Here is a 23,761-nt window from a genome sequence, read left to right as displayed (position 1 = left end):
GGTCAACGCACGATGCAGAGCAGACGTGATGTCAACCGAGCTGACTGAAGAGGTGCAGACATTTTTCCGGGCCTATTGCGCGGCGTTCGAGACGCTGGATGTGGAGGCGATCGCCGATTGCGTGGCCTATCCGAGCCACATCGTGTCGGATGGCGACGACGTCACGCTGATCGCGATGTCGAACCGGCAGGAGTGCCTGGCTGCGATGAGCCGCGTGGTCGTGCTTCATCGCCAGCTTGGCGCGCCGTCGGGGCGCATTCACGGCCTGTCGATTATCGCGCTGTCGCCGCGCCTGGTGCAGGCGTCGCTGACGATGGACGTGCTCGATGGCACATCCAGCCCTCTCTACGACTTCCAGGCCAGCTACAGCCTCGCGAAATTCTCAGGCGCCTGGCGCATCGTCGCGATCGTACACAACCAGATGCCTCGGCTGCTCCGATGCATCGCGCAGCGTCAGCCGGGCGCGACGTAATCCGGAACTTTCGTTGCCAATCTGCAACGGTTCCCCACGGTCTGAAGCCGGCCCAAAGAAACTCCCATTCCGGCCACGAACCCTGCTCACAACGCCGTGAGACTATCAGGGGAACGACGATGCGTGCACAACGCGTTTGGAAAGTGAACGGGGCCGCCAATATCGGGCACCTTCAATCAAGACTGGACGACCTCAACAAGCGTCTCGGTCAGCTCGAAAGCCAGCATCCGGAGAGCTGGAAGGTCGAAGAACTGAGATCGAGCGCGCTCAGCCTGTCGCGCGAGATCGACGACATCCGCTGCGCCGAGGCAACGGAGGCCTTGAGCGAGCTCTTGCGGAAGTAGACGTGGCCTGATGATTCGGCGCCGCGCCAGGAACCAACGCCGCGCGCGGCGCTTTCCATGCTGAGCATGGAGCAAGATCATGACCAGGCACCTGACGCGAGCCCATCTCGCGCGCGGCGTGGCCGGCGCGGTATCCACGCTGGTCCTGTGCGCCACGATGGCATTCACCATCGCGCGCCATTTCGCACCGTGAGGGATTTCGCGTGACGTCCGACCCCGAGGAATCGGTGAGGCTGCAAGGCTACGGCGAGATGACGTTGCGCACCGCCATCACGACGCTGATGCTGCTGGCGCCACGCGAACGCGCGGACGCAACCATCTTCCGCGTCCGTGACGGCGTGCGGTTGGCCTCCAGCGAGATCGCCGAACTCGCTTCAGAATGGGGCCTCACGCCGGCGCCTGAGATCAGGTCTCCGAAACTCGCACCCGAGCAGCACTGGACGCACATCGTTCGTGGCATGGTCCGCGAAGCGCCGCTGCCGGCGTTGATGGTGGCGTTCATGATCGGCGTGCTGGTGGCGAGGCGGTAAGGTCTCCGCTAGTTTTGATTGCACTGCTGAATCAGCACCTCGACTCATCTGGTGCAGCGTCATCGGAATCCCGGTAGGTTGCGCGACACGTTTGCGCACGAGATATCCTTGATGGCGAAGGCAGCAATTGGCGATCTGGAAGGTGGCGCAGCGTTGTGCGCTTGGTTCGAAGGCGCTCCATCATTCCACGATGCGACGTTGCGGGAGCTGGAACTTCGCCAGGGCGCACCGAGCCGGTTGATCACCCACGCGTTTCGGATGGGCTCCGAGGTCGATGCACAGGGATATTTCCGGCTGACGAAGCATGTGGACGTAACGTTCACCATCTTCGAGCTGATCGAGGTTCAGCTGTTCGAATTCACGGAAGCCGGGATCATGTTCGGGCTCGACATCGAGATCGATACCGACGGCACGACGCTGAGCTTCGATTCCAGCTATGGAGTGCACGGCCGGATCAAAGCCAAGCGAGTCGTCGTCTCGTTCGAGCCCCGGCCGATCGGTTCATTCTGAACCCGCCAAGCCATGCCACGCGCACAGACGCCCCTGCCCGGCCAAATCGGCCGTGGACCCGTCCCGAAAATCGTTGCAAAAAGGGCTCCCGAGGCGCTGGCGGCCGGTCCGCCAAGCCTTTAGGAAAACGTCGACTTTTTGAAATAATGGTCGGAGTGGCAGGATTCGAACCTGCGACCCCTGCGTCCCGAACGCAGTGCTCTACCGGGCTGAGCCACACTCCGACAAGAGGCCGGCTTATAGCGTTGGGTTTGGCGCACTGCAAGCGGCCGGTTTGAGGAATTTCGTCCCAGTGAAAACGGGTCTTGAAACGCTGATTTTACCGGCTGGCGCTGCCGGCGCGGAAGCCGCTGCCCGGACTTTGGCCGCCGGCGGGCTGGTCGCGTTCCCGACCGAGACGGTCTACGGGCTCGGGGCGGACGCCGCCAATGCCACTGCGGTCGCCCATATCTACAGCGCCAAGGGGCGGCCGGCCTTCAATCCGCTGATCGCCCATGTCGCCGATCTTGCCGCGGCGCGCCGGATCGGGCGGTTCGACGCGCGTGCCTTGCGCCTTGCCGAGGCGTTCTGGCCGGGGCCGCTGACGCTGGTGGTGCCGAAGACGGACAACTGCCCGGTGGCGGATCTCGCCACCGCGGGCCTCGACACGGTCGCGATCCGCATTCCCGCCCACCCGGTGGCGGAGGCGATTTTGCGCGCCTTTGGCGGGGCCGTGGTGGCGCCGTCCGCAAACATCTCCGGCCACGTCTCGCCGACACTGGCGGCCCATGTCGAGAGCGATCTTGCGGGGCGGATCGACCTGATCGTGGACGGCGGGCCTGTTACGGTCGGCGTCGAATCGACCATTGTCGGCTGCTTCGACGCGCCGATGCTGCTGCGCCCCGGCGGGCTGTCGCGCGAGCGGATCGAAGCCGTGCTCGGCTTAAGCCTGGCGCGGCCGCCGGTGGACGCCGGGAGCGACGACAGCCAGCCGCTGGCGCCGGGCATGCTGGCCTCGCATTACGCGCCGCGCGCCGCTGTGCGGCTCAATGCACAGGACGTGGCGCCGGGTGAAGCGCTGCTGGCGTTCGGGCCCGCGCACCTTCCCGGCGTTGACGCCGCTGCCGCCGTCATGAATTTGTCGCCCGCGGCTGATCTCGATGAAGCCGCCGCTAATCTGTTCGGCTATCTTCGGGCGCTCGATGCGAAGGCACCGAGAGCGATCGCCGTGATGGCGATTCCCGAGGACGGCTTGGGCGAAGCCATCAACGACCGGCTGCGCCGCGCGGCTGTTGCGAGATAGCGCATGATCCGGAAAAGTGTGCAGCGGTTTTCCGATAAGATCATGCGCAAGAGAGTCAGAGCGAAGTAGAGACGAGACAATGAACATCAACAAGCCTGCCACCCCTCCGCTTGCGCCCGAGCTGATCGACCAATTCCGCAAGATCGTCGGCGAGCGCCATGCGATCACCGATGCGGCCGATATCGAGGCTTACGTCACCGAGGAGCGCAATTTGTTCCACGGCCGCTCGGCCTTAGTGCTGCGCCCGGGCTCGACGGCGGAGGTGTCCGCGATCTGCAAGCTCGCCTCCGCGCACAACATCGCGCTGGTGCCGCAGGGCGGCAACACCGGGCTCGTCGGCGGCCAGACGCCGCACAATGGCGAGGTCGTGGTGTCGCTGCGGCGCCTGGACAAGATTCGCGAGGTCGACACCGCCTCCAACACCATGACGGTCGAAGCCGGCGTGGTGCTTCAGATCGCGCAGCAGAAGGCGTCCGACGTCGACCGGTTGTTTCCGCTGTCGCTCGGCGCTGAAGGCAGCTGCACCATCGGCGGCAATCTCTCGACCAATGCCGGCGGCACTGCCGCGCTCGCCTATGGCGTCGCGCGCGAGATGGCGCTGGGGCTGGAGGTGGTGCTCGCCGATGGGCGCGTGCTCAATTCGCTGTCGAAGCTCAAGAAGGACAACACCGGCTACAATCTGCACAATCTCTTCATCGGTGCGGAAGGCACGCTCGGCATCATCACCGCGGCGACGCTCAAACTGTTTCCGAAGCCGCGGGCGATCGAGACTGCCTATGTCGGGCTGAAATCGCCTGAGGCGGCGCTGAAGCTGCTGACGATCGCGCAAAGCGAAGCCGCCAATGCGCTGACGAGTTTTGAGCTGCTGTCGGAAATGGCGGTGGATTTCTCGGTCCGCCACGGCATCGACGTGCGCGATCCGCTTGCCGAGAAGCATCCCTGGTATGTGCTGATGGAATTGTCCTCCCCCGGCGACGATGCCCGCACGCCGCTGGAGACGATCCTCAGTCGCGCCATGGAGGAAGAGATCGTCGATGATGCCGTGATCGCGGCCAACCTCACCCAGCGCAACGGCTTCTGGAAGCTGCGCGAGGAGATGTCGCCGGCGCAGAAACCCGAGGGCGGCTCGATCAAGCACGACATCTCGGTGCCGATCGCCGCCGTGCCGGCCTTCATCACGGAAGCCAATGAAGCCGTGGTGAAACTGATCCCGGGCGCGCGGCCGGTGCCGTTCGGCCATCTCGGCGACGGCAATCTGCACTACAATGTCAGCCAGCCCGTCGGTGCCGACACCGCGGATTATCTGGCGCGCTGGCACGAGATGAATGCCGTCGTGTTCGAGATCGTGCTGCGCATGGGCGGCTCTATCTCGGCCGAGCACGGCATCGGCGTGCTCAAGCGCGACGAGTTGCCTGACGTCAAGGACAAGACCGCGATCGAGCTGATGCGATCGATCAAGGCGATGCTCGATCCGCAGGGGATCATGAATCCGGGGAAGGTGCTGTGAGCGCTCCTCTCTCCCCCGCCCCGCTTGCGATCGACGCCATCACCGACGCCGATGTCGAGCCGGTGGTCGCACTGTGGCAGCGCTGCGGCCTGACGCGTCCCTGGAACGATCCACATGCCGACATCGCGCTGGCGCGACGGCGCGACAATTCCACCGTGCTGATCGGCCGCGATGGCGGCGCGATCGCCGCGACCGTCATGGTCGGTCATGACGGCCATCGCGGCTGGATCTATTACGTCGCGGTCGATCCCGATATCCGCAAGCGCGGCTTGGGCCGGGCGATCATGGCGGCGGCCGAAGACTGGCTGCGCGCGGCCGACATCGCAAAACTCCAGCTGCTGGTCCGCCGCGAGAATGCGCAGGCCAATGCGTTCTACCAGTCGCTGGGTTTCGAGGAGTCCACCTCGGTGATGTTCCAGAAGTGGCTCGACGGCCGCGAACAGCCCCGTTAGCTCTCACCCCGGATTACAGCAATGACCATCTCCGACCGCGTCCGCATCAAGGACGTCCGCGTGCTCTCGAACGGCTGGACCACGCTGAAGAACACCACGTTCGACTACCGGCGCGCCAATGGCGAGTGGCAGACGCAGCACCGCGAGACCTATGAGCGCGACAACGCCGCCGCCGTGCTGCCGTATAATCGGGCTGGGCGTACGGTGATCCTGGTCAAGCAATTCCGTCTGCCGGCATTCATCCGCGGCTACGACGATCTCCTGATCGAAGCGGCCGCAGGTGTGCTCGATGATGCCTCGCCCGAGGTGCGCATCCGCGCCGAGGCCGAGGAGGAAACCGGCTATCGCCTGCACCACGTCCAAAAAGTGTTCGAGGCCTTCATGAGCCCCGGCGCCATCACCGAAAAACTGCATTTCTTCGTCGCCGAATACGAGCCGGAGATGCGGGTGAGCGCCGGCGGCGGTCTCGAACACGAGGGCGAGGACATCGAGGTGCTGGAGCTCGGCATCGACGAGGCGCTGGCGATGATCGCGGACGGCCGGATCATCGACGGCAAGGCGATCATGCTGCTGCAATACGCGGCGCTGCATATTTTTCGGTAGCCCCACCGAGCGACTGTCTCTAGTCTGGCCTCAACAAGAACCAGGAGACGCGCCCCATGTCCGCCTCGCGCGACGACGACTTCGGCTTTGCGCCCGACTACGATGCCCCCGTTCCCTATATGCAGCGCACGCGGGACTATTACACGGCGATCGGCTACACCACGGCGTATCGCTGGGCGCATTACACTGAGGCGCCGTTCCAGCCGCTGAAGAAGCCGCTTTCGCAGTCGCGGGTGACGATCATCACCACGGCTGCGCCGTTCGACCCCACCAAGGGCGACCAGGGGCCCGGCGCGGCGTATAATGGCAGCGCAAAGTTCTATCAGGTCTATGACGGCGACACGGCGAAGCAGCACGATCTGCGCATCTCGCATATCGGCTACGACCGCAAGCACACCACGGCGACCGACAACGGCACCTGGTTTCCGCTGCCGCAGCTTTTGAAGGCACACGCTGCCGGCCGGATCGGCGAGATCGCACCGCGCTTCTTCGGCGCGCCGACCAACCGCAGCCATCGCGTTACGCTCGACACCGACGCGCCGGAGATTTTGGCGCGCTGTCTGGCTGACAAGGTGGACGTCGCCGTGCTGGTGCCGAACTGTCCGGTCTGCCATCAGACCACCGCTTTGGTGGCGCGGCATCTCGAAGCCAACGGCATCCCGACCGTGATCATGGGCTGCGCCAAGGACATCATCGAGCACGCCGCCGTGCCGCGCTTCTTGTTCAGCGACTTCCCACTCGGCAATTCCGCCGGCAAGCCGCATGACGTCGCCTCGCAGGCGCAGACGCTGGAGCTGGCACTGAAGCTGCTGGAGACCGCGAGCGGTCCGCAGACCACCATGCAGTCGCCGCTGCACTGGAGCGAGGATGCCTCCTGGAAGCTCGACTACAACAACGTTGCGCAGCTCTCGCCGGAAGAACTGGCGCGCCGCCGCGCCGAATTCGACAAGCAGAAGGAGCTCGCGCGCGGCAACCGCGCCGCCTGAAATCCTCCGATAACAATAATCAAACGGGGAGAGAAACGTGACGCGACCGTTCGAGGGCGTGAAGATTCTGGACTTCACGCAAGTGCTGGCCGGCCCTTATGCCAGCTACCAGCTGGCGCTGCTGGGCGCGGACGTGATCAAGGTCGAGCGGCGCGAGGGCGAGGACATGCGCCGCACGCCGCTCTCGCGCGAATGGGCAGAACGCGGGCTGGCGCCGGCCTTCCAGGCCATCAACGGCAACAAGCGCAGCCTGACGCTGGATCTGCAAAAGCCTGACGCGATTGCGATCGTGAAGAAGCTGGCGGCGCAGGTCGATATCGTCATGGAAAACTTCCGCCCCGGCGTGATGGACAAGCTCGGCATCGGCTATGAGGCACTCTCCGCGATCAATCCGAAGCTGATCTATTGCGCGGTGTCAGGCTTCGGCCAGACCGGCCCGGACCGCCTGCGGCCCGGCTATGACGGCAAGATGCAGGCGCTGTCAGGCATCATGGCCATCACCGGCCATGCCGAGACCGGCCCGACCCGCGCGGGCTTTGCGGTGTGCGACGTGCTCTCGGGCGCGACAGCCGCGTTCGGGGTTTCGAGCGCGCTGTATCAGCGCGACCGAACGGGCAAGGGCCAGCTCATCGACGTCTCCATGCTGGAGGCGACGATGGCGTTTCTCTCCGGCCAGATCGCGGATTGGTCGGTCGCCGGTCACCGCCAGCAGCTGTCGGGCAACCAGGCGGTCAGCCGCAGGACCACGGCGAACCTTTTCAAATGCGGCGACGGCCACATCCTGCTCGCCGTCAACAACGAAAAACAATATCGCGCGCTGATGTCCGCGCTCGGCCGCGAGGACACGCTGTCCGATCCGCGCTTCGTCGACTGGTTCGCGCGCAACGAGAACGAGCCGGCGCTCCGCGCCATCATCGAGGAGGCGCTCGCAGCAAAGCCCGCGCGCGAATGGGAGACGATCCTGGAAGACGCCGGCGCGCCCTGCGCCAGCATCTGGAAGGTCGAGGAGGTCATCGACCATCCGCAGATCAAGGCACGCGGTGCGATCCAGGAGCTGGATACGCCCTACGGCCGCCTGCGCTTCGCCGGCAGCGGCTTCAAGCTCGCGCATGGCGGCGGCAAGCTGGACCGGATGGCGCCGGAGCTGGGCGCGGATACCGACGCGGTGCTGGGAGAGCTGGGATTCGATGCGGCGGAGATCGCGGGGTTGAGGGCGCGGGAGATTGTGTGAAGGCGCGGCCCTCTAAAACAACGACCCCTGCCCGTCATCCGCCGAGCCAACTGCTGTCTTCCGCACCACCTTCTTCGGCTTCACGGCCTCGACCTCCATCTCCTCCGCGCTGATCGGCAGCACGAGCTGATCATCGTCATTGGCGACGCGGTTGACGCGGGTGGAGACGGGGTGCCAGGCGAGTTCGCCGATGCGCGGCGCCGTCATAAGCGGCAGGATCGCATCGACCTCGTCGCCCCTGCTATCGAGCCAGCGTTCGAAATCGCGCGGGCTGATGGTCACGGGCACGCGGTCATGCAGCGCGGCCAAATCCTCGCCCGCCGCCGCCGTGACGATCGCGACGGTGTCGAGCTCCTCGCCGTTCGGCCCGACCCAGGTCTCGAACACTGCGGCAAAACCAAGCGGCTCGCCGTCGGCACGGTGGATGAAGAACGGCTGCTTGCGGCCGTCGACCGCCTTCCACTCATAGTAGCCGTCGGCCGGGATCAGGCCGCGACGCCGGCGAATCGCGCGTTTGAAGGCGGGCTTCTCCAGCACCGTCTCCGAGCGGGCGTTGATCAGCAGTGTAAATCCCTTGGGATCCTTGACCCAGCTCGGCAGCAATCCCCAGCGCATCAGACGGAAATGGCGAGCGCCGTTCTCGACCAGCACGACCGGAATCGGCTGCGTCGGGGCGACATTGTACCGGGACGGGAAATTCGGCTGCTCGATGTACCCGAACAGTTGCCGTAAAGCCGCGGGGGCCGAAGTTATGACAAAGCGTCCACACATCCCTGGGTGTCTATATAGGGTCCGTTCAGGTCCTTTTAACCCCGAACGTTAACACTGCGGCAGATGAGCTCAATGGCCTCCCAGCCGGCGCGAATGCATGGACAGACGGGACCCGAGGCCGCGGCCTGGGCCGAGCGGCTGCGCGTGGCCAACATCAACCCGCGGACCGGGCTTGCCACCGACTATCTCAACCATTTCAATGAAGCCGTGATGCTCCTGGAAATGGTCCCGGACATGCCGGAATGCGCTGAAGATTTTCTGACCTGGTCGCCGCTGTCCTACGCCGAGCATTTCACGGCGTCGAATTTCAAGGCACGGGATCTGGCCATCGAGGCTTATGAGAAGGCCGAGCCAAGCGTGCGCACCCAATTCGACCACATCACCGACACCATGACCTCGATCCTGACCGCGGTCGGCTCAGCCATGCGCGAGGTCGAGAAGGACACCACCCGCGTCCGCCTCGCCGAGCAGGCGGCGGCCTGGGTCAAGCCGCTGATCGCGGCCTGTGGCGGCATCATCAATGGCGGCGCGGAAGCCGACGTCGACAACATCATGGCGAATTGAGCTGTGGCCCCGGTCGTCCAGCCCACCCATCCCCAGCTCGCGGTCAGTGCCGCGATTTTTCGCGACGGCAAGGTGCTGCTGACCCGCCGCGCCCGCTCACCCGCAAAAGGGTTCTATTCGCTGCCGGGCGGCCGGGTCGAGTTCGGCGAATCGCTGCACCAGGCCCTGAGCCGCGAGGTCGATGAGGAGACCGGGCTCGAGATCGCGATCATCGGCCTTGCCGGCTGGCGCGAGGTGCTACCGGCCGCGCCCGGCGCCGGCCATTATCTGATCATGTCCTTTGCCGCCCGCTGGATGGCCAGGGAGCCAGCCCTGAATGACGAGCTCGACGATTACCGCTGGATCGCACCGGATGCTCTCGGCAGCCTCGGCGACCTCAAGCTGACCGGGGGGTTGGAAGAGGTCATCCAGTCGGCAGCCCGGCTGATCGGGCTCTGAGGGCCCATTCGGCCCGCCTTGCGTCCACCGCCCCGAGGGGGCATACAGCCGCCGATGTTCACGCGATTTCTGGCCGTTTTTGCCCTGATTCTCGCCTGCGCCGCGGTGCCCGTCCGGGCCCAGGACGTGGCGGCGCCGTTTGACGCCGATTTGCAGCGGCTGGCGGAGATCCTCGGCGGGCTGCATTACCTGCGCGGCATCTGCGGGTCCAACGAGGGCAATAAATGGCGCAGCGAGATGCAAGCGCTGATCGATGCCGAAACCCCCTCCGGCGAGCGCCGCACCCGCATGATGGCCGGCTTCAACCGCGGCTATAACGGCTTCCAGCAGACCTACCGCAGCTGCACGCCGGCAGCGACCGTCGCGATCCGCCGCTACATCGAGGAAGGCTCGAAAATCTCGCGCGATCTCACGGCGCGTTACGCGAATTGAGCTCTCTCTCCTCATCCTGAGGAGCGCGCTCTTCGCGCGCGTCTCGAAGGATGAAAGGCCCGGCTGCCGCATCGGGGCCTGCATGGTTCGAGACGCGTGCTTTGCACGCTCCTCACCATGAGGAATTGGCTGACGAACACGCCACCGGAACCCTGTCATCGTCTTTGTCCACCGCCATTAACCGTTCCTAAAGATGTGGCCTAGCGGTCGTTAATGCGCGTGCTACACCTCTTTGCACAGCGCATCGCCGTGGATCGCGCCCCAGCCCTGATCGAGTTTCATGAGCCAGCCGATTTCCTACGCCCCCGAACGCGCGCCGCTGCCCGATCACGAGCAGAAGCAGGCCGCACTAAGCTATCTCAATGAGGCCTGGGCCGAAGCGCGCCATGAGGGCGTCGACGGCGACTGCCTGGCGCAGGCGAGCCTGTTTGCGGCGTTCGCCGAACTCGTCGGCACCTATGGCGAGGACGCGGTGGCGAAATTCGTCGAGGGCTTTCCCGGCCGCATCCGCAACGGCGAATTCTCCGTCGACATTTCGAGGCAGTAAGCGCTTTAATCCGTCTCGATCGGCAGCGACGGATCTCTCGCCCACTCGCCCATCGAGGCATCATACAGCGTCAGCTTGTCGTAACCGAGCTGCGTCAGCATGAGCAGGTCGATCGTCGCCGAGATGCCGCCGCCGCAATAGCAGATCACATTCTTGTCGCGCGTGACGCCCGCGGCAGCGAATTTCGCCTCGGCATCCGCGAGCGTCGTCAGCGTCTTGTCGGCATTGGTGAGCGTTGCGGCTGATAAATTGACGCTGCCGGGCACGCGGCCGGGCCGGCCATAGCGGCTCGGCTCGAGGCCCTGATGAAATTGCGGCCCGAGCGCATTGACGATCACGGTCGAGGAATCGCCGATCCGCGCCTTCACGGTGTCCTTGTCGACGAAGAAGCCTGCGCGCGGTGCGGCCTTGAAGGTCGTGGCCGGATAACCCTTCGGCGCGCCTGTTACGACCGCCCGCCCCTCTTCCTTCCATTTGTCGAAGCCGCCGTCGAGCACCTGCGCATCGACACCGAGCGAGCGCAGCATCCACCAGAACCGCGTCGACCACATCATGGTGCCGATGCTGTAGAGCACGATGGTCTTGGACGCGTCGGCACCGTGGCGACCGAAGGCGGCCTCCAGCTGGGCGACATCGGGCATCATGAAGAACTGCTGCGCGGAGGTGTCGGAGAACTCGCCTTGCAGATCGAGGAAATCGGCACCGGGAATGTGGCCGGCCGCGAAGGTCTTGTCACCGGGGACAGCACGATAGGGAACGTCGCTGCCCGGCGGCACCGGCTCGTTATAGGTCGTGCAGTCGTAGAGGCGGAGATTGGGATCGCCGAGGTAGGCTGCGAGTTGCTCGGTAGTGATGAGGGGTGTCGGTTGGGGCATCGAACTGCTCTCCCTGTCGAGGGAGTGTAGCTCTCTCCCCTCGTCATTGCGAGCGTAGCGAAGCAATCCAGACTGCCGCCGCGGAAAGATTCTGGATTGCTTCGCTTCGCTCGCAATGACGGGGATGGTGCGTTCGTTCCCCGACAGACGCGCCTTACTGCTTCAGCGTCTCCAGAAACCGCACCGGCTCGCCTTGCGACGCCGTCACCAGCTCGCCCTGCCACATCACGCGGCGGCCGCGGATGAAGGTGCCGACGGGCCAGCCGGTGACGCGGACGCCATCGTACGGCGTCCAGCCGGCTTTCGAAGCGACCCATTTGTTGGTGATGGTCTCGCTGCGCTTCAAATCGACGATTGTGAAGTCCGCGTCGTAGCCAGCTGCGATGCGCCCCTTGCAGGCCATGTTGTAGAGGCGCGCGGGGCCGGCGCTGGTGAGATCGACGAAGCGTGCCAGCGACAGCCGACCCGCGTTGACGTGATCCAGCATCAGCGGCACCAGCGTCTGCACGCCGGTCATGCCGGAGGGCGAAGCGGGATAGGTCTTCTGCTTCTCTTCGAGGGTATGCGGGGCATGGTCCGAGCCGAGCACGTCGATGATGCCCTGCTCGATGCCGCGCCAGATGCCGGCGCAATGGTCAGCGCCGCGCACCGGCGGATTCATCTGCGCGAGCGTACCGAGCCGCTCGTAGCATTCGGGCGCAACCAGCGTGAGATGATGCGGCGTCGCCTCGCAGGACGCGACGTCCTTGTGGTCGCGCAGAAACTCTATCTCTTCCTTGGTCGAGATGTGCAGCACGTGGATGCGCTTGCCGGTCTCGTGCGCGAGCTTGACCAGACGCTGCGTTGCCATCAGCGCCGCGGCCTCGTCGCGCCAGACCGGATGCGAGCGCGTGTCGCCCTCGATGCGCAGCGGCTTGCGCTCGTTGAGGCGGTATTCGTCCTCGGCGTGGAAGGCGGCACGGCGGCGGATCACCTGAAAAATGCGGCGCAGGCTTTCGTCGTCCTCCACCAGCAGCGCGCCGGTCGAGGAGCCGATGAACACTTTTACGCCCGCACAGCCCGGCGCGCGCTCCAGCACCGGCAGATCCTGCACGTTCTCGCGGGTGCCACCGATGAAGAAGGCGAAATCGCAATGCATGCGGTGATGGGCGCGCTTCACCTTGTCGGTGAAAGTGGCTTCCGTCACCGTCAATGGCGAGGTGTTCGGCATCTCGAACACGGCGGTGACGCCGCCCATCACGGCGCTGCGCGAGCCGGTCTCGAGGTCTTCCTTCTGCTCCAGCCCAGGCTCGCGGAAATGCACCTGCGTGTCCATCACGCCGGGCAGGATGTGCAGGCCCTTGCAGTCGATCACCTCAGCAGCGGAGGCCTGCGACAGCGGGCCCAGCTCGGCGATCCGACCGTTGGTGACGCCGATATCGCGAACACCCTCGCCGTCCTGGTTGACGACGGTGCCGCCCTTGAGGATCACATCGAAGCGCTGGGTCATGGCTGAAGGCCTCTCTCGTCCCCAAGCGCAGGGCTTGAGGTCTTGTCGTTTATGCCTTGCGGGCTTACGTTCCGGAGCAACATGTCGCAAGAGATTTTCGCATGAAATCAGCGTTTCTTCCGGACCGGGGCGTGATCAAGGTCGCGGGCGAGGATGCGCGCAACTTCCTCAACGGCCTGATCACGACCGACGTCGACAAGTTGAAGCCGGGCCTGGGGCGATTCGGCGCGCTGCTGACACCGCAGGGCAAGATCATCGTAGATTTCCTGATCACGGAAGCGCCCGCCGGCCATGGCGGCGGGTTCCTGATCGACTGTCCGAAGGCGCTGGCCGAGGGCCTCGCCACCAAGCTGAAATTCTACAAGCTGCGCGCCAAGGTCACGGTGGAAAACCTCGATCTCGGCGTGCTCGCGGCCTGGGACGGCGCGCTTGCCGCGCAGCCGGACCTCGCCTTCGCCGATCCGCGCAATGGCGAGCTCGGCACCCGCATCCTGATCCCCGAAGATCTCAAGCAGAAGCTGTCCGATCTCATCGGCGCCGAGCTGGTCGATGCCGCCGACTACGAGGCGCATCGTATCGCGCTCGGCGTGCCGCGCGGCGGGCTCGATTTCATGTACAGCGATGCGTTCCCGCACGAGACCAACATGGACCGTCTGGCCGGCGTCGATTTCGACAAGGGCTGCTATGTCGGCCAGGAGGTCGTCTCGCGCATGCAGCATCGCGGCACCGCGCGCACGCGCAGCGTCAAGATACTGCTCGATGGGCCCTCGCCGGAGACCGGCGTCAGCGTTATGGCCGGTGACAAGTCCGTCGGCACGATGGGCTCATCGGCACAAGGAAAGGGTATCGCGCTGGTGCGCATCGACCGCGTCGCCGATGCGCTGGATGCCGGCCAACCGCTCACCGCCGGTGGCCTCGCTCTCACGCTAGCCGAACCCGACGTCGTCCGCATTCCCTTGAAGCAGCCCATCGCATGAGCCGTGCCCCCCGCCTGCATCCCGACGGAATCACACGTTGCCCCTGGCCCGGCGAAGACCCGGTCTATGTCGCCTATCACGACACCGAATGGGGCGTGCCGGAGTATGACGACCGTGCGCTCTATGAAAAGTTGATCCTCGACGGTTTTCAGGCCGGCCTCTCCTGGATCACGATTTTGCGCAAGCGCGACAATTTCCGCAAAGCCTTCGACGATTTCCAGCCGGAGAAGATCGCGCGCTACAACGAGAAGAAGGTCCACGCGCTGATGAACGATGCCGGCATTGTTCGCAACAAGGCCAAGATCGACGGCGCGATCCTGAGCGCGAAGTCGTATCTCGACATTATGGAGAAGGGCCCGGGCTTCTCGAAACTGCTGTGGGACTTCATGGGCGGAAAGCCCAAGGTCAATAATTTCAAGACCACCGCGAGCGTGCCGGCCTCGACGCCGCTGTCGACGCAGATCTCCAAGGAGCTGTCGTCACGCGGCTTCAAATTCGTCGGTCCGACCATCGTCTATGCCTTCATGGAGGCGACCGGCATGGTCAACGACCATCTCGTCGACTGCCATTGCCACGCGAGCTGCGGCAAGTCGCAGCGCAAGCCGCGCCTCAAGACCAAATGACGGCGAAGAAGTCTGCACGCGACGTGGCCTCCCGCGCCTGGCAGCGCATGCTGTCGGGCCGGCGGCTCGATCTGCTCGATCCCTCCCCGCTCGATGTCGAGATCGCCGACATCGCCCATGGGCTAGCGCGCGTCGCACGCTGGAACGGGCAGACGACCGGCGCGCATATCTTCTCGGTCGCGCAGCACACGCTGCTGGTGGAGACCGTGATGCGGCACGAAAACCCGCGCGTCGATGAGCGCATGCGGCTCGCAGCGCTGCTGCACGATGCGCCCGAATATGTCATCGGCGACATGATCTCGCCGTTCAAGGCGGTGCTCGACGGCCATTACAAGGCGGTGGAGAAGCGCCTGCTCGGCGCCATCCACATCCGCTTCGGCCTGCCGCCGGCGCTGCCCGACGAGATGACGCTGGCCATCAAGGCCGCCGATCGCGGCGCGGCCTATCTGGAGGCGACCGAGCTTGCCGGCTTCAGCGATGCCGAGGCCAAACGCCTGTTCGGCAGGGATCCCGGCCTCTCCGACAGCGTCCGGCGCGACTATCTCACGCCCTGGACCGCGGCGCGGGCCGAGAAGCAGTTTCTGGAGCGGTTTGGCGCGGTGTTTGCGTAGGTCTCGGTGGGCAAAGGCGCACTTGCGCTGTGCCCACCATCTTCTCGCGTTTGCGGCAAAAGTGGTGGGCACGCTTCGCTTTGCCCACCCTACGGCACCGGCTATAATCAAGAAAAAGGTCCGCCATGATCCACGTCTGTTCCCTCGCCGCCCTTCCCGAAACCGTCCGCCTCACCGGGGCCAGCCATGTGCTGACCGTGATGGCCAATGTCGAGCAGGTGGCGCGGCCGGTGTCGGTGCTGCCGGCCAACCATCTCAAGGTGTCGATGGACGACATTACCGAGGAGATGGACGGCTTTGTCGCGCCGTCCGAGGGGCATATCGAGCAAGTGCTGAATTTCGTGCGCGGCTGGGACCGCAATGCACCGCTGGTGGTGCATTGCTATGCCGGCATCAGCCGCTCCACCGCGAGCGCCTTCGCGGCGGTGTGTGCGCTCAATCCGGAGCGCGACGAGATCGAGATCGCAAAGAAAATCCGCGCGGCCTCCCCGATCGCCTCGCCGAACCGGCGCATCGTCGGCCTCGCCGACCGCGCATTGGGGCGCAACGGCCGCATGCTGCGCGCGCTCGACGAGATGGGCCCGGGCGCGATGATGGTGGAAGGCCGCCCCTTCGTGATCGAGCTCGAATGACAGCTGCGATTATCATCGCATGAGCGACAAGCTGCTGACCCCGATCGAGATCGGCCTGACTGCCGCGATCGTCGCGATCGAGGATCATGAGCCGCTGATCCTGACCGCACGCGGCAGCGACGGATTGGCCGGCCTGCCGTTCGGTCCGTTCGATGCGCCGAGCCATCGCACCTTCGAGATCGGCCTGCGCGCCTGGGTCGAGGAACAGGCGGGCCTGCGGCTTGGCTATGTCGAGCAGCTCTACACCTTTGGCGATCGCGGCCGCCATGCGGAGGCCGGTGACACCGGTGCGCATATGGTGTCGATCGGATATCTTGCACTGACGCGCGCTGTCGGTGGCGAACTCGCCGCTGATGGAGCGAGCTTCGAGCCATGGTATCGCTTCCTGCCCTGGGAAGACTGGCGCGAGGAGCCGCCGGCGATCATCGCGCGCGACATCATACCGGCGCTGACCAAATGGGCCGAAGAGGAGACGCCGGAGACGACGCGCGCATTGCCGCGCAAGGATCGCGTGCGGTTCTATTTCGGCCTCGACGGTGCGCCCTGGGACGAGGAGCGCGTGCTCGATCGCTACGAGCTGCTCTACGAGGCCGGGCTGATCGAGGAAGCCCGGCGCGACGGCCGGCCTGCGGCATTGGCGCGCAAGACGCTTCCCGCGCTCGGCACCTCGATGCGGTTCGATCACCGCCGGATTCTCGCCACGGGAATCGCGCGGCTACGCGCAAAACTGAAGTATCGTCCTGTGGTGTTTGAACTTTTGCCCGCCGAGTTCACACTCACTGAGTTGCAGTACACGGTGGAGGCGATCTCCGGCCGGCACCTGCACAAACAAAATTTCCGCCGCCTGGTCGAAACCGAAGCCCTGGTCGAACCGACCGGGGTGATGTCGACACAGACGGGCGGACGTCCGGCGGCGCTCTACCGCTTCCGGCGCGACGTGCTCCAGGAGCGGCCCGCGCCGGGCTTGCGCGTGCGCTCCCGGCGCTAGACTTTGAGATTCGCGACCGGCCCCTGCCCGCCGGTTGCCTGGAGGCTTCATGTTCGACGGCCCGTTTGACGTCTTTGCGCTGATCATTGCGATCGTCGCTATCCTGATCGCGATCAAGGCTTCCGGTCAGGCGGCCGAGCTGCGCCGCCGGCTGAGCTCGCTCGAAGAGATGTTTCACGCGCAACGGAGGGTGCAGCCGCCGCCGCTGATGCCCGCACAGGTGCAGGCTGAGGCGCCGGCGACGATGGCCGCAGAGCCGCCTCCACTCGCGCCTGAAGCCGAGGCAGCGCCGCCGCCGCTCGTCACCGAAGCTGTTACCCCGCCGCCGCTCGCAGCGAGCACGGAGGCCGCTGCACCGCCGCCGCCGCCCGCGTCGGCAGCAGATTCCAGAGAACCCGGCTTCGAGGAGCGTCTCGGCACCCGCTGGGTGGTGTGGATCGGCGGCCTTGCGCTGGCGCTCGGCGGCTTCTTCATGGTGCGCTATTCGATCGAGGCCGGCCTCATCGGCCCCGGCGTGCGCGTATTCCTCGGCGGCCTGTTCGCACTGGCGCTGCTGGCCGCCGGCGAATGGTCGCGGCGCAAGGAAAGCATCTCCAACATCGCCGCGCTGCCGATCGCCAACATTCCCGCGATCCTCACCGCGGCCGGCACGGCGGTGGCGTTCGCGACCATCTATGCGGCCTATGCGCTCTACGGCTTCCTCGTGCCTGCGACGGCCTTCGTGTTGCTCGGAATCGTTGCGATGGGCACACTGGCCGCCGCGCTCTTACACGGGCCTGCGCTTGCCGGCCTCGGCGTGGTCGGCGCGTTCGTGACGCCGGTCCTCGTCTCCAGCGGCAAGCCCGATTACTGGGCGCTCTACGTCTATCTCGCCGTCGTCACCGCCGCGAGTTTTGGTCTCGCCCGCATCAGACTGTGGCGCTGGCTCGCGGTGACCACCATCGCCTTCGCTTTGCTCTGGGTCTTCCCGGGCCTCGACACCGGCGATTTGCAGGTCGCGCCGCACGCCTTCCATGTCATCGCGGGTTTTGCGCTCGCCGCACTGCTGGTCGTCTGTGGCTTCATGTTCGGCCCGACCATCGAGGACGGGGAGATCGAGCCGGTATCGTCGAGCTCGCTCGGCGCTTATCTGTTCGGCGCGATGTTGATCGTGTTGTCGAGCGCGCATGCTGATCTCGCGCTGATCGCCTTCACGCTCCTCGTCGGCGCGACACTGTTCGTTGCGTGGCGTGCACCCTCAGCTACAGGCGCGCTGGGCGCCGCCGCTGCGACCGTCTTCATCGTGTTCGCCGAATGGGCGGTGCTCGCCAACCCTGACATGCTGGTGCTGCCGGGCGGCCCGATGCCCGGCGTCGGACCGGTCGCGACCGATGGCTCGGTGACGCTGCATCTGGTGACGGCCGCGATCTTCGCCGCCGGCTTCGGTATCGCGGGCTTTTTCGCGCAGGGCCGGTCGAGCTCGGCAATCATTCCGGTGGTGTGGTCGGCCGCGGGTGTCGCCACGCCAATCGCGATCCTCGTTGCACTCTATGCCCGTATCGCTCATCTCGACCGCTCGATCCCGTTCGCGATCCTCGCGGTGCTGCTCGCCGCCGCCTTTGGCGCTGCGACCGAGGCGTTGATGCGCCGCGAAGATCGGCCGGGCGCCCCGACCTCCATCGCGCTGCTCGCAACCGGCACGCTCGGTGCGCTGGCGCTGGCGCTGACCTTCGCACTGGAAAAGGGCTGGCTCACCATCGCGCTGGCGTTGATGTCGCTCGGCACCGCCTGGATCTCGCTACAGCGGCCGATCCCGGTCCTGCGGCGGCTGGCGGCCATCTTCGCCGCGATCGTCACCGCGCGCATCGCCTATGATCCGCGCATCGTCGGCGATGCCGTCGGCACCACGCCGATTTTGAACTGGCTATTGTGGGGTTACGGCCTGCCGGCGGCCTCGTTCTGGGGAGCCAGCATCTTCCTGCGCCGCCGTGGCGACGACGCGCCGCTGCGCACGGTCGAGGCCGCCGCGATCCTGTTCACGGCCCTGTTCGCCTTCATGGAGATCCGCCATTTTGCGACCGGCGGCAACATGACGTCCGCGCCCTCGCTGCTCGAATGCGCGCTTCAGGTCTGCATCGCGCTCGCCATGGCAATCGGGCTGGAACGCCTGCGGTTGCGCAGCCGCAGCGTCGTGCACAATGTCGGCGCGGTCGTGCTCACGGCGATCGCCGGCCTCATCAGCGTGTTCGGCCTCTTCATCCTGGAGAACCCGCTGATCTGGCACGTCGATGTCGGCGGTGCCGTGTTCAACCTGCTACTGCTCGGCTATGCGCTGCCCGCGGTATTGCTGCTGCTGCTCTCCTATGCGGTGGTCGGCGCGCGCGGCAAGGTCTACGCCAACACCATCGCCGCCAGCGCGCTGCTGTTTGCGCTTGCCTATGTCACGCTGGAGATTCGTCGCTTCTATCACGGCCCGATCCTCTCCACCGGCGAGACGACGGGTGCCGAGCAATACACCTATTCGATCGGCTGGCTCGGCTTCGGCGTGGTGCTGCTCGGAATCGGCATTCTCGTCAACTCGGAACGGGCGCGGCTGGCGTCAGCCGCAGTGATCGCGCTGACGATACTGAAGGCCTTCGTGATCGACATGTCGACGCTGACAGGCGTCTACCGTGCGCTGTCGTTCATGTGTCTCGGCATCGTGCTGGTCGCGATCGGCTGGCTCTACCAGCGCATCCTGTTCCGGCGGCAGATCGCGCCGCCGCCGGCCCCGCAGACAGGAAGTTGAGGATCAGGCCGCGCGGACCGAATCCAGGAACTGCGCGACCTCGACCTTGAGGCGCGTGCTGTCGGTCGCGAGCGATTTCGCCGCCGACAATACCTCGCCCGAGGCCTCGCCGGTCTCGATCGCACCGCGCTGCACGTCGGTGATGTTCGACGAGACCTCCTGCGTGCCGACCGAAGCCTGCTGAACGTTGCGCGAGATCTCCTGCGTGGCCGCGCCCTGTTCCTCCACAGCGGCGGCGATGGCAGCAGCCACCTCGGACAGCCGTTCGATGGTGCCGCCAATCTCCTGGATGGCGCTGACGGATTCCTGCGTCGCTGACTGGATGCCGGAGACCTGCGCCCCGATCTCGCCGGTCGCTTTCGCGGTCTGCTCGGCCAGCGCCTTCACCTCGGAAGCGACGACGGCAAAGCCGCGACCGGCCTCGCCGGCACGCGCCGCCTCGATGGTGGCGTTCAGCGCCAGGAGGTTGGTCTGGCCCGCGATGGTATTGATGAGCTCGACGACGTCGCCGATGCGGGACGCTGCCTGCGACAGCGCGTTGACGCGGTCATTGGTGCGCGCCGCCTGCTCGACGGCTTCCGCCGCCATGCGCGCCGAATCCTGTACGCGACGGCTGATCTCGGTGATGGAGGACGACAACTCCTCGGAAGCCGACGCCACCGCCTGGACGTTGGTGGAGGCTTCCTCGGAGGCAGCCGCAACGACGGTCGCAAGCTCCTGCCCGCGCTGCGCCGTATTGGTCAGCGTGGTCGCGGACGCCTCGAGCTCGGTGGACGCCGCGGAGACGGTGCCGACGACTTCGCCGATCATGGCCTCGAATTTGCGGGTGATGGCATCGACGCGGCGGCCGCGCTCGATCTTGGCTTCGGCATCGGCCGCAGCGGCTTCGTCGGCGGCCTTCTTGGCGATCAGAGCCTGCTTGAAGATCTGGAGCGCATCCGCCATCGACCCGATCTCGGTCTTTTCGCCGCGATGCGGCACCTCGGCCGAGAGGTCGCCGTCGCCGAGCGACTGCATTGGACGGATGATTGAAGCAATGCCACGCGAGACGTCGCGCACGAGATAATAGGCGGCTCCGATCGCGATCACGACGGAGAGGACGATGATGCCGACCAGCACGCGAAAGATCGTGGCGTAGCTGTCGGCCGCCTGCTTGGTCTCGAGTTCGGCGCCGCGATTGTTCATCTCGATGCCCTTCGTCAGCAACGGATCGGCAGCCTGGGCCATCTTCGCGACCTTGGTCTGCAGCAGCTCGTTGGCGTCGGCCGGGAATTTACCGACGCTCTTGCGCGAGAGCGCCATCACGTCCTGCACGCCGTTCAGGTAGTCGGCCCACGCCTTGGTCCATTGCTGATAGAGCGAGCGCTCCTCGGCGGAGGTGATCAGCGGCTCGTAGACCTTGCGGGTCTGGTCGATGCGACCCTGCAGCGAGGTGAGGCGCTTGTCAGCAGCTTCCTTGCCTTCAGCGGTTTCCTGCATCAGGTGCAGGCGCAGCGCGACGCGCAGCTCGTTGACGTCGGCGCGGATCGAGCCGAGCGCGCGCACGCTCGGCAGCCAGCTCTCCGCGATCTCGACGGTATGCGAGTTGATGTTCTGCATGGTGCCGATCGCCGTGACGCCGACGCCGGCGAGCGAGAGCACGAGGACCGACAGCACGGTCAGAAGCTTGAAGACGATCGACAACTTCGACATCATGATAAATCCCGATGATACCTGGCAACGCGCAACCCACCTGCGCCGCAATCGTCACGGACGACAGGGCGGGGGCATTCCAACAATGCTGGCTGGTTCTTATCCGGTAGGATTGCGCACATAGTTGCAAACACCCGTTAACAGGAACCTACGTGAAACTACGGATTCGCTATCGCGGGCTTTCGATGCTCCACAATCATGCGTTGCAGTGCAGCAGACATCGCGCCATGCCACACCAGCGCACCGCGGCACGCCGCTCGAACGGGACGGTCGACGCCCTTACGCCGCCCGCACCGAGTCAAGGAAGCGCGTAACCTCGATCTTCAGCCGGTTGCTCTCCTGCGAGAGCGATTGCGCGGCCGAATGTACCTGCGCAGAGGCGGCCCCGGTCTCGCCGGCACCGCGTTGGACGTCGCCGATATTCGCCGAGACCTCGGAGGTACCCTGCGCGGCGTGCTGGATGTTGCGGGAGATTTCCTGGGTCGCTGCGCCCTGCTCCTCCACCGCGGCGGCGATGGCCGACGAAATCTCCGACATTCGCGCGATGGTGTCGCCGATTTCCTTGATCGCGCCGACCGAGTCCTGCGTCGCGGTCTGAATCGCACCGATGTGCTGGCTGATCTCGCCGGTGGCCTTCGCGGTCTGCTCGGCGAGTGCCTTCACCTCGCTCGCGACCACGGCAAAGCCTCTGCCGGCTTCGCCCGCCCGCGCCGCCTCGATCGTGGCATTCAGCGCCAGGAGATTGGTCTGACTTGCGATGGTATTGATCAGCTCGACCACGTCTCCGATACGGCCTGCCGCCTTCGTCAGCTCGGCGACGCGCGCATTGGTGCGCTGCGCCTGTCCGACCGCGACGTCGGCGACGCGGGCCGATTCCTGCACCTGGCGGCTGATCTCGGAGATCGATGAGGTCATCTCCTCGCTCGCCGAGGACACCGACTGCACGTTGGTGGACGCCTCCTCCGAGGCAGCAGCCACGGCGGTGGCAAGCCCGTTGCCGCGCTCGGCAGCCTGCGTCAGCGTATTCGACGAGGCTTCGAGTTCGGTCGCCGCCGACGACACGGTGTCGATGATCTCGCCGACCGCGCCTTCGAAGCCGTCGGCAAGGCGCTGCATGTCGGCCTTGCGTTGCGTGCGGCGGCGCGTGTCGGCCTCCAACTGCTCGGCGCGGAGCCGCTCGGCTTCGGTCATGTTGGTCCTGAAAACCTCGACCGCACCGGCCATCTCGCCGATCTCATCCTTGCGCCCGACGCCGGGAACGGAGATCGAAAGATCGCCGCGCGCGAGCTGCGTCATCGCATCGACCATGCCGGACAGCGCCTTCGAGATTGAGCGCCCCAGGACAAAGCCGATGACGCCGAGCACGACGATCGTAACGGCAAAGGCGATCATCATCCACAACCGCACGGCATCGCGGGTTGCGGCCTCCGCGGCGTCGGCCTGCCTGTACATGGCATCGACGGCGGTCCGGAACTCGACCATGACAGGCTCGATCTCGCGGAAGGTCTTCGCCATGCTGGCGTCGAGGGCCGCACTCTGCTGCGCGGTCTCGGCCCAGGCCGCGAACTCGGACTGATATTTCTGGAGCTTGGCCGTGATGTCGTTCATCACCGCCGTGGGGACTGCGACCACCTCTATCGCCTTGGAGAATTCAACCGCAGCCTTCTTCACCTCGGCAATGTATTTGGGGTCACGCCGCAGCATGAAGTCCTTTTCGTGCCGGCGCATCATCAGCATCCAGCTCGTCGTCCTGGGATCGTCGATCTCCTTCAGCTTGGATTCGATGTCGTGCACGGCGGCGCGGAGCGAGCCGGACAGGCCGAGCGTCTCGTTCAACCCGAGCCTGGTCTCGGCCGCCACCAGCGTCGCAAAATCCGACGCGTAGCGCTTGAAGCCCTCCTGGGCCCGCTTCATCTTGTCAGACAGCGTGCTCATGCCGCCGACCGCCATCAGCCGCTGCACCTCGTCGAAATCGCGGTTGATCGGCCCAATCAGCTCGGCATGCGCCCTGGCGTAACCCTCGGTCCGGCGCTGCTGAAAATTCTTCTCGTCGCGGCGCGCCTCCAGCATCTCGATCGAGAGCTGCTTGTCGAGATCTGCGATCGTCCGGGCGCCGTTGGCAACCGCGCGGGAGCCGTCCTGGGAGAGGCTGCCGATCTCGTAGATTGCGCCGAAGGCGACGAGGCCCAACAGTCCGAACAGTCCGATCGCCATGACCTTATGGGTAAGACGAATGGGAGGGCCGCTCATGTAATGTGCTCCAATAGGCTTGATACGCAATACAGGGAGGGCGGCAAGGCACCCGGAATATTGCGGGGATCATGACTGCGTCGGTTTTCCGGAAGGTTAACCGTGCGGCGCTTCGCGCCGCGCATCCAGCTGAAAGCACATGCGAACCGCCGCGCGGTCTCGCGCGACGGTTGTAGTCGATGGATGAT

The 23,761-nt window shown here is 65.4% G+C and carries 25 protein-coding genes and 1 tRNA gene; 20 read left to right on the top strand and 6 right to left on the bottom strand.

Annotation, left to right across the window (positions count from 1 at the left end):
• Nucleotides 1-28 precede the first annotated feature (28 nt).
• The 4 genes from BMW89_RS22240 to BMW89_RS37415 all read left to right on the top strand — a co-directional run bounded on the left by BMW89_RS22240 (nucleotide 29) and on the right by BMW89_RS37415 (nucleotide 1,856).
• Nucleotides 29-472, top strand: coding sequence for a DUF6841 family protein (locus BMW89_RS22240; protein ID WP_092029144.1), 444 nt, complete (start codon nucleotides 29-31; stop codon nucleotides 470-472).
• Nucleotides 473-591: 119 nt separating this feature from the next.
• Nucleotides 592-816 (top strand): hypothetical protein, encoded by a 225-nt coding sequence (locus BMW89_RS22235; RefSeq protein ID WP_092029143.1) that lies wholly within the window; start codon nucleotides 592-594, stop codon nucleotides 814-816.
• A 203-nt stretch (nucleotides 817-1,019) separates the two neighbouring features.
• Complete coding sequence (locus tag BMW89_RS22230; RefSeq protein WP_092029142.1) at nucleotides 1,020-1,346, top strand: hypothetical protein; 327 nt, start codon at nucleotides 1,020-1,022, stop codon at nucleotides 1,344-1,346.
• 111 nt (nucleotides 1,347-1,457) lie between these two features.
• Nucleotides 1,458-1,856 carry a hypothetical protein gene (locus BMW89_RS37415; protein ID WP_143062803.1) on the top strand — a complete coding sequence of 133 codons (399 nt, stop codon included), beginning with the start codon at nucleotides 1,458-1,460 and terminating at the stop codon, nucleotides 1,854-1,856.
• A 147-nt stretch (nucleotides 1,857-2,003) separates the two neighbouring features.
• Here BMW89_RS37415 and BMW89_RS22220 read toward each other — a convergent pair.
• Nucleotides 2,004-2,080 (bottom strand) — tRNA-Pro (locus tag BMW89_RS22220).
• A 68-nt stretch (nucleotides 2,081-2,148) separates the two neighbouring features.
• On the opposite strand from BMW89_RS22220, the gene BMW89_RS22215 reads away from it, so the two are divergent.
• The 6 genes from BMW89_RS22215 to BMW89_RS22190 all read left to right on the top strand — a co-directional run bounded on the left by BMW89_RS22215 (nucleotide 2,149) and on the right by BMW89_RS22190 (nucleotide 7,917).
• Nucleotides 2,149-3,138, top strand: coding sequence for an L-threonylcarbamoyladenylate synthase (locus BMW89_RS22215; protein ID WP_177196239.1), 990 nt, complete (start codon nucleotides 2,149-2,151; stop codon nucleotides 3,136-3,138).
• 79 nt (nucleotides 3,139-3,217) lie between these two features.
• Entirely contained in the window at nucleotides 3,218-4,645 is a 1,428-nt protein-coding gene (locus BMW89_RS22210; protein ID WP_092029139.1) for an FAD-binding oxidoreductase, read from the top strand.
• Nucleotides 4,642-5,097: a GNAT family acetyltransferase gene (locus BMW89_RS22205; RefSeq protein WP_177196238.1), complete on the top strand. Its 456-nt coding sequence runs from the start codon at nucleotides 4,642-4,644 to the stop codon at nucleotides 5,095-5,097. The genes BMW89_RS22210 and BMW89_RS22205 overlap by 4 nt, the downstream gene beginning before the upstream one ends.
• Before the next feature lie 21 nt (nucleotides 5,098-5,118).
• Nucleotides 5,119-5,700, top strand: a complete 582-nt coding sequence (locus BMW89_RS22200) for an NUDIX hydrolase (protein WP_092029138.1) — start codon at nucleotides 5,119-5,121, stop codon at nucleotides 5,698-5,700.
• Between the two features lie 56 nt (nucleotides 5,701-5,756).
• Nucleotides 5,757-6,686 carry a glycine/sarcosine/betaine reductase selenoprotein B family protein gene (locus BMW89_RS22195; RefSeq protein ID WP_092029137.1) on the top strand — a complete coding sequence of 310 codons (930 nt, stop codon included), beginning with the start codon at nucleotides 5,757-5,759 and terminating at the stop codon, nucleotides 6,684-6,686.
• A 37-nt stretch (nucleotides 6,687-6,723) separates the two neighbouring features.
• Nucleotides 6,724-7,917, top strand: coding sequence for a CaiB/BaiF CoA transferase family protein (locus BMW89_RS22190; protein WP_092029136.1), 1,194 nt, complete (start codon nucleotides 6,724-6,726; stop codon nucleotides 7,915-7,917).
• Nucleotides 7,918-7,929: 12 nt separating this feature from the next.
• On the opposite strand, the gene BMW89_RS22185 is transcribed toward BMW89_RS22190, so the two are convergent.
• Nucleotides 7,930-8,688, bottom strand: a complete 759-nt coding sequence (locus tag BMW89_RS22185; protein WP_092029135.1) for an SOS response-associated peptidase — start codon at nucleotides 8,686-8,688, stop codon at nucleotides 7,930-7,932.
• A 63-nt stretch (nucleotides 8,689-8,751) separates the two neighbouring features.
• On the opposite strand from BMW89_RS22185, the gene BMW89_RS22180 reads away from it, so the two are divergent.
• The 4 genes from BMW89_RS22180 (at nucleotide 8,752) to BMW89_RS22165 (ending at nucleotide 10,669) form a co-directional block, all read left to right on the top strand.
• Nucleotides 8,752-9,252 (top strand): hypothetical protein, encoded by a 501-nt coding sequence (locus BMW89_RS22180; RefSeq protein ID WP_092029134.1) that lies wholly within the window; start codon nucleotides 8,752-8,754, stop codon nucleotides 9,250-9,252.
• A gap of 3 nt (nucleotides 9,253-9,255) precedes the next feature.
• Nucleotides 9,256-9,690 (top strand): NUDIX hydrolase, encoded by a 435-nt coding sequence (locus BMW89_RS22175; RefSeq protein WP_092029133.1) that lies wholly within the window; start codon nucleotides 9,256-9,258, stop codon nucleotides 9,688-9,690.
• A 54-nt stretch (nucleotides 9,691-9,744) separates the two neighbouring features.
• Entirely contained in the window at nucleotides 9,745-10,122 is a 378-nt protein-coding gene (locus BMW89_RS22170; protein WP_092029132.1) for a TIGR02301 family protein, read from the top strand.
• A 280-nt stretch (nucleotides 10,123-10,402) separates the two neighbouring features.
• Nucleotides 10,403-10,669, top strand: a complete 267-nt coding sequence (locus BMW89_RS22165) for a hypothetical protein (RefSeq protein ID WP_092029131.1) — start codon at nucleotides 10,403-10,405, stop codon at nucleotides 10,667-10,669.
• A gap of 5 nt (nucleotides 10,670-10,674) precedes the next feature.
• Here the strand turns inward: BMW89_RS22165 and BMW89_RS22160 are convergent, their stop codons facing one another.
• Both BMW89_RS22160 and BMW89_RS22155 read right to left on the bottom strand, forming a co-directional pair.
• Nucleotides 10,675-11,544, bottom strand: coding sequence for a sulfurtransferase (locus BMW89_RS22160; protein ID WP_092029130.1), 870 nt, complete (start codon nucleotides 11,542-11,544; stop codon nucleotides 10,675-10,677).
• 154 nt (nucleotides 11,545-11,698) lie between these two features.
• Nucleotides 11,699-13,033: a dihydroorotase gene (locus BMW89_RS22155; RefSeq protein ID WP_092029129.1), complete on the bottom strand. Its 1,335-nt coding sequence runs from the start codon at nucleotides 13,031-13,033 to the stop codon at nucleotides 11,699-11,701.
• Between the two features lie 101 nt (nucleotides 13,034-13,134).
• Between BMW89_RS22155 and ygfZ the strand changes: the two genes are divergently transcribed.
• From ygfZ to BMW89_RS22125, 6 genes are all read left to right on the top strand, one after another.
• On the top strand, nucleotides 13,135-14,010 hold the full coding sequence (gene ygfZ, locus BMW89_RS22150; RefSeq protein ID WP_092029128.1) for a CAF17-like 4Fe-4S cluster assembly/insertion protein YgfZ: 876 nt from the start codon (nucleotides 13,135-13,137) through the stop codon (nucleotides 14,008-14,010).
• Complete coding sequence (locus tag BMW89_RS22145; protein WP_092029127.1) at nucleotides 14,007-14,633, top strand: DNA-3-methyladenine glycosylase I; 627 nt, start codon at nucleotides 14,007-14,009, stop codon at nucleotides 14,631-14,633. Before ygfZ ends, BMW89_RS22145 begins: the two co-directional genes overlap by 4 nt.
• A complete protein-coding gene (locus tag BMW89_RS22140; RefSeq protein ID WP_092029126.1) occupies nucleotides 14,630-15,244 on the top strand; it encodes a YfbR-like 5'-deoxynucleotidase in 615 nt (204 codons plus the stop codon). Before BMW89_RS22145 ends, BMW89_RS22140 begins: the two co-directional genes overlap by 4 nt.
• 125 nt (nucleotides 15,245-15,369) lie before the next feature.
• Nucleotides 15,370-15,876, top strand: coding sequence for a tyrosine phosphatase family protein (locus BMW89_RS22135; RefSeq protein WP_092029125.1), 507 nt, complete (start codon nucleotides 15,370-15,372; stop codon nucleotides 15,874-15,876).
• Nucleotides 15,877-15,895: 19 nt separating this feature from the next.
• Nucleotides 15,896-16,864 carry an NUDIX hydrolase gene (locus BMW89_RS22130; protein ID WP_092029124.1) on the top strand — a complete coding sequence of 323 codons (969 nt, stop codon included), beginning with the start codon at nucleotides 15,896-15,898 and terminating at the stop codon, nucleotides 16,862-16,864.
• A gap of 49 nt (nucleotides 16,865-16,913) precedes the next feature.
• On the top strand, nucleotides 16,914-19,631 hold the full coding sequence (locus BMW89_RS22125; protein ID WP_092029123.1) for a DUF2339 domain-containing protein: 2,718 nt from the start codon (nucleotides 16,914-16,916) through the stop codon (nucleotides 19,629-19,631).
• Nucleotides 19,632-19,634: 3 nt separating this feature from the next.
• Here the strand turns inward: BMW89_RS22125 and BMW89_RS22120 are convergent, their stop codons facing one another.
• Nucleotides 19,635-21,323 carry a methyl-accepting chemotaxis protein gene (locus BMW89_RS22120; protein WP_177196255.1) on the bottom strand — a complete coding sequence of 563 codons (1,689 nt, stop codon included), beginning with the start codon at nucleotides 21,321-21,323 and terminating at the stop codon, nucleotides 19,635-19,637.
• 279 nt (nucleotides 21,324-21,602) lie between these two features.
• Nucleotides 21,603-23,573, bottom strand: coding sequence for a methyl-accepting chemotaxis protein (locus tag BMW89_RS22115; RefSeq protein ID WP_092029121.1), 1,971 nt, complete (start codon nucleotides 23,571-23,573; stop codon nucleotides 21,603-21,605).
• Nucleotides 23,574-23,761 lie beyond the last annotated feature (188 nt).

It is taken from the genome of Bradyrhizobium sp. OK095 (assembly GCF_900109945.1).
Lineage (GTDB): Bacteria > Pseudomonadota > Alphaproteobacteria > Rhizobiales > Xanthobacteraceae > Bradyrhizobium.
This window is presented reverse-complemented; position numbering and strand designations above follow the sequence as displayed.

Excerpts from the sequence above, each read along its gene's own strand:
- BMW89_RS22240 (WP_092029144.1), top strand. The coding sequence starts at position 29 with ATGTCAACCGAGCTGACTGAAGAGGTGCAGACATTTTTCCGGGCCTAT.
- BMW89_RS22235 (WP_092029143.1), top strand. The coding sequence starts at position 592 with ATGCGTGCACAACGCGTTTGGAAAGTGAACGGGGCCGCCAATATCGGG.
- BMW89_RS37415 (WP_143062803.1), top strand. The coding sequence starts at position 1,458 with ATGGCGAAGGCAGCAATTGGCGATCTGGAAGGTGGCGCAGCGTTGTGC.
- BMW89_RS22210 (WP_092029139.1), top strand. The coding sequence starts at position 3,218 with ATGAACATCAACAAGCCTGCCACCCCTCCGCTTGCGCCCGAGCTGATC.
- BMW89_RS22200 (WP_092029138.1), top strand. The coding sequence starts at position 5,119 with ATGACCATCTCCGACCGCGTCCGCATCAAGGACGTCCGCGTGCTCTCG.
- BMW89_RS22195 (WP_092029137.1), top strand. The coding sequence starts at position 5,757 with ATGTCCGCCTCGCGCGACGACGACTTCGGCTTTGCGCCCGACTACGAT.
- BMW89_RS22185 (WP_092029135.1), bottom strand. The coding sequence starts at position 8,688 with ATGTGTGGACGCTTTGTCATAACTTCGGCCCCCGCGGCTTTACGGCAA.
- BMW89_RS22180 (WP_092029134.1), top strand. The coding sequence starts at position 8,752 with ATGAGCTCAATGGCCTCCCAGCCGGCGCGAATGCATGGACAGACGGGA.
- BMW89_RS22170 (WP_092029132.1), top strand. The coding sequence starts at position 9,745 with ATGTTCACGCGATTTCTGGCCGTTTTTGCCCTGATTCTCGCCTGCGCC.
- BMW89_RS22165 (WP_092029131.1), top strand. The coding sequence starts at position 10,403 with ATGAGCCAGCCGATTTCCTACGCCCCCGAACGCGCGCCGCTGCCCGAT.
- BMW89_RS22160 (WP_092029130.1), bottom strand. The coding sequence starts at position 11,544 with ATGCCCCAACCGACACCCCTCATCACTACCGAGCAACTCGCAGCCTAC.
- BMW89_RS22155 (WP_092029129.1), bottom strand. The coding sequence starts at position 13,033 with ATGACCCAGCGCTTCGATGTGATCCTCAAGGGCGGCACCGTCGTCAAC.
- ygfZ (WP_092029128.1), top strand. The coding sequence starts at position 13,135 with ATGAAATCAGCGTTTCTTCCGGACCGGGGCGTGATCAAGGTCGCGGGC.
- BMW89_RS22145 (WP_092029127.1), top strand. The coding sequence starts at position 14,007 with ATGAGCCGTGCCCCCCGCCTGCATCCCGACGGAATCACACGTTGCCCC.
- BMW89_RS22140 (WP_092029126.1), top strand. The coding sequence starts at position 14,630 with ATGACGGCGAAGAAGTCTGCACGCGACGTGGCCTCCCGCGCCTGGCAG.
- BMW89_RS22135 (WP_092029125.1), top strand. The coding sequence starts at position 15,370 with ATGATCCACGTCTGTTCCCTCGCCGCCCTTCCCGAAACCGTCCGCCTC.
- BMW89_RS22130 (WP_092029124.1), top strand. The coding sequence starts at position 15,896 with ATGAGCGACAAGCTGCTGACCCCGATCGAGATCGGCCTGACTGCCGCG.
- BMW89_RS22125 (WP_092029123.1), top strand. The coding sequence starts at position 16,914 with ATGTTCGACGGCCCGTTTGACGTCTTTGCGCTGATCATTGCGATCGTC.
- BMW89_RS22120 (WP_177196255.1), bottom strand. The coding sequence starts at position 21,323 with ATGTCGAAGTTGTCGATCGTCTTCAAGCTTCTGACCGTGCTGTCGGTC.
- BMW89_RS22115 (WP_092029121.1), bottom strand. The coding sequence starts at position 23,573 with ATGAGCGGCCCTCCCATTCGTCTTACCCATAAGGTCATGGCGATCGGA.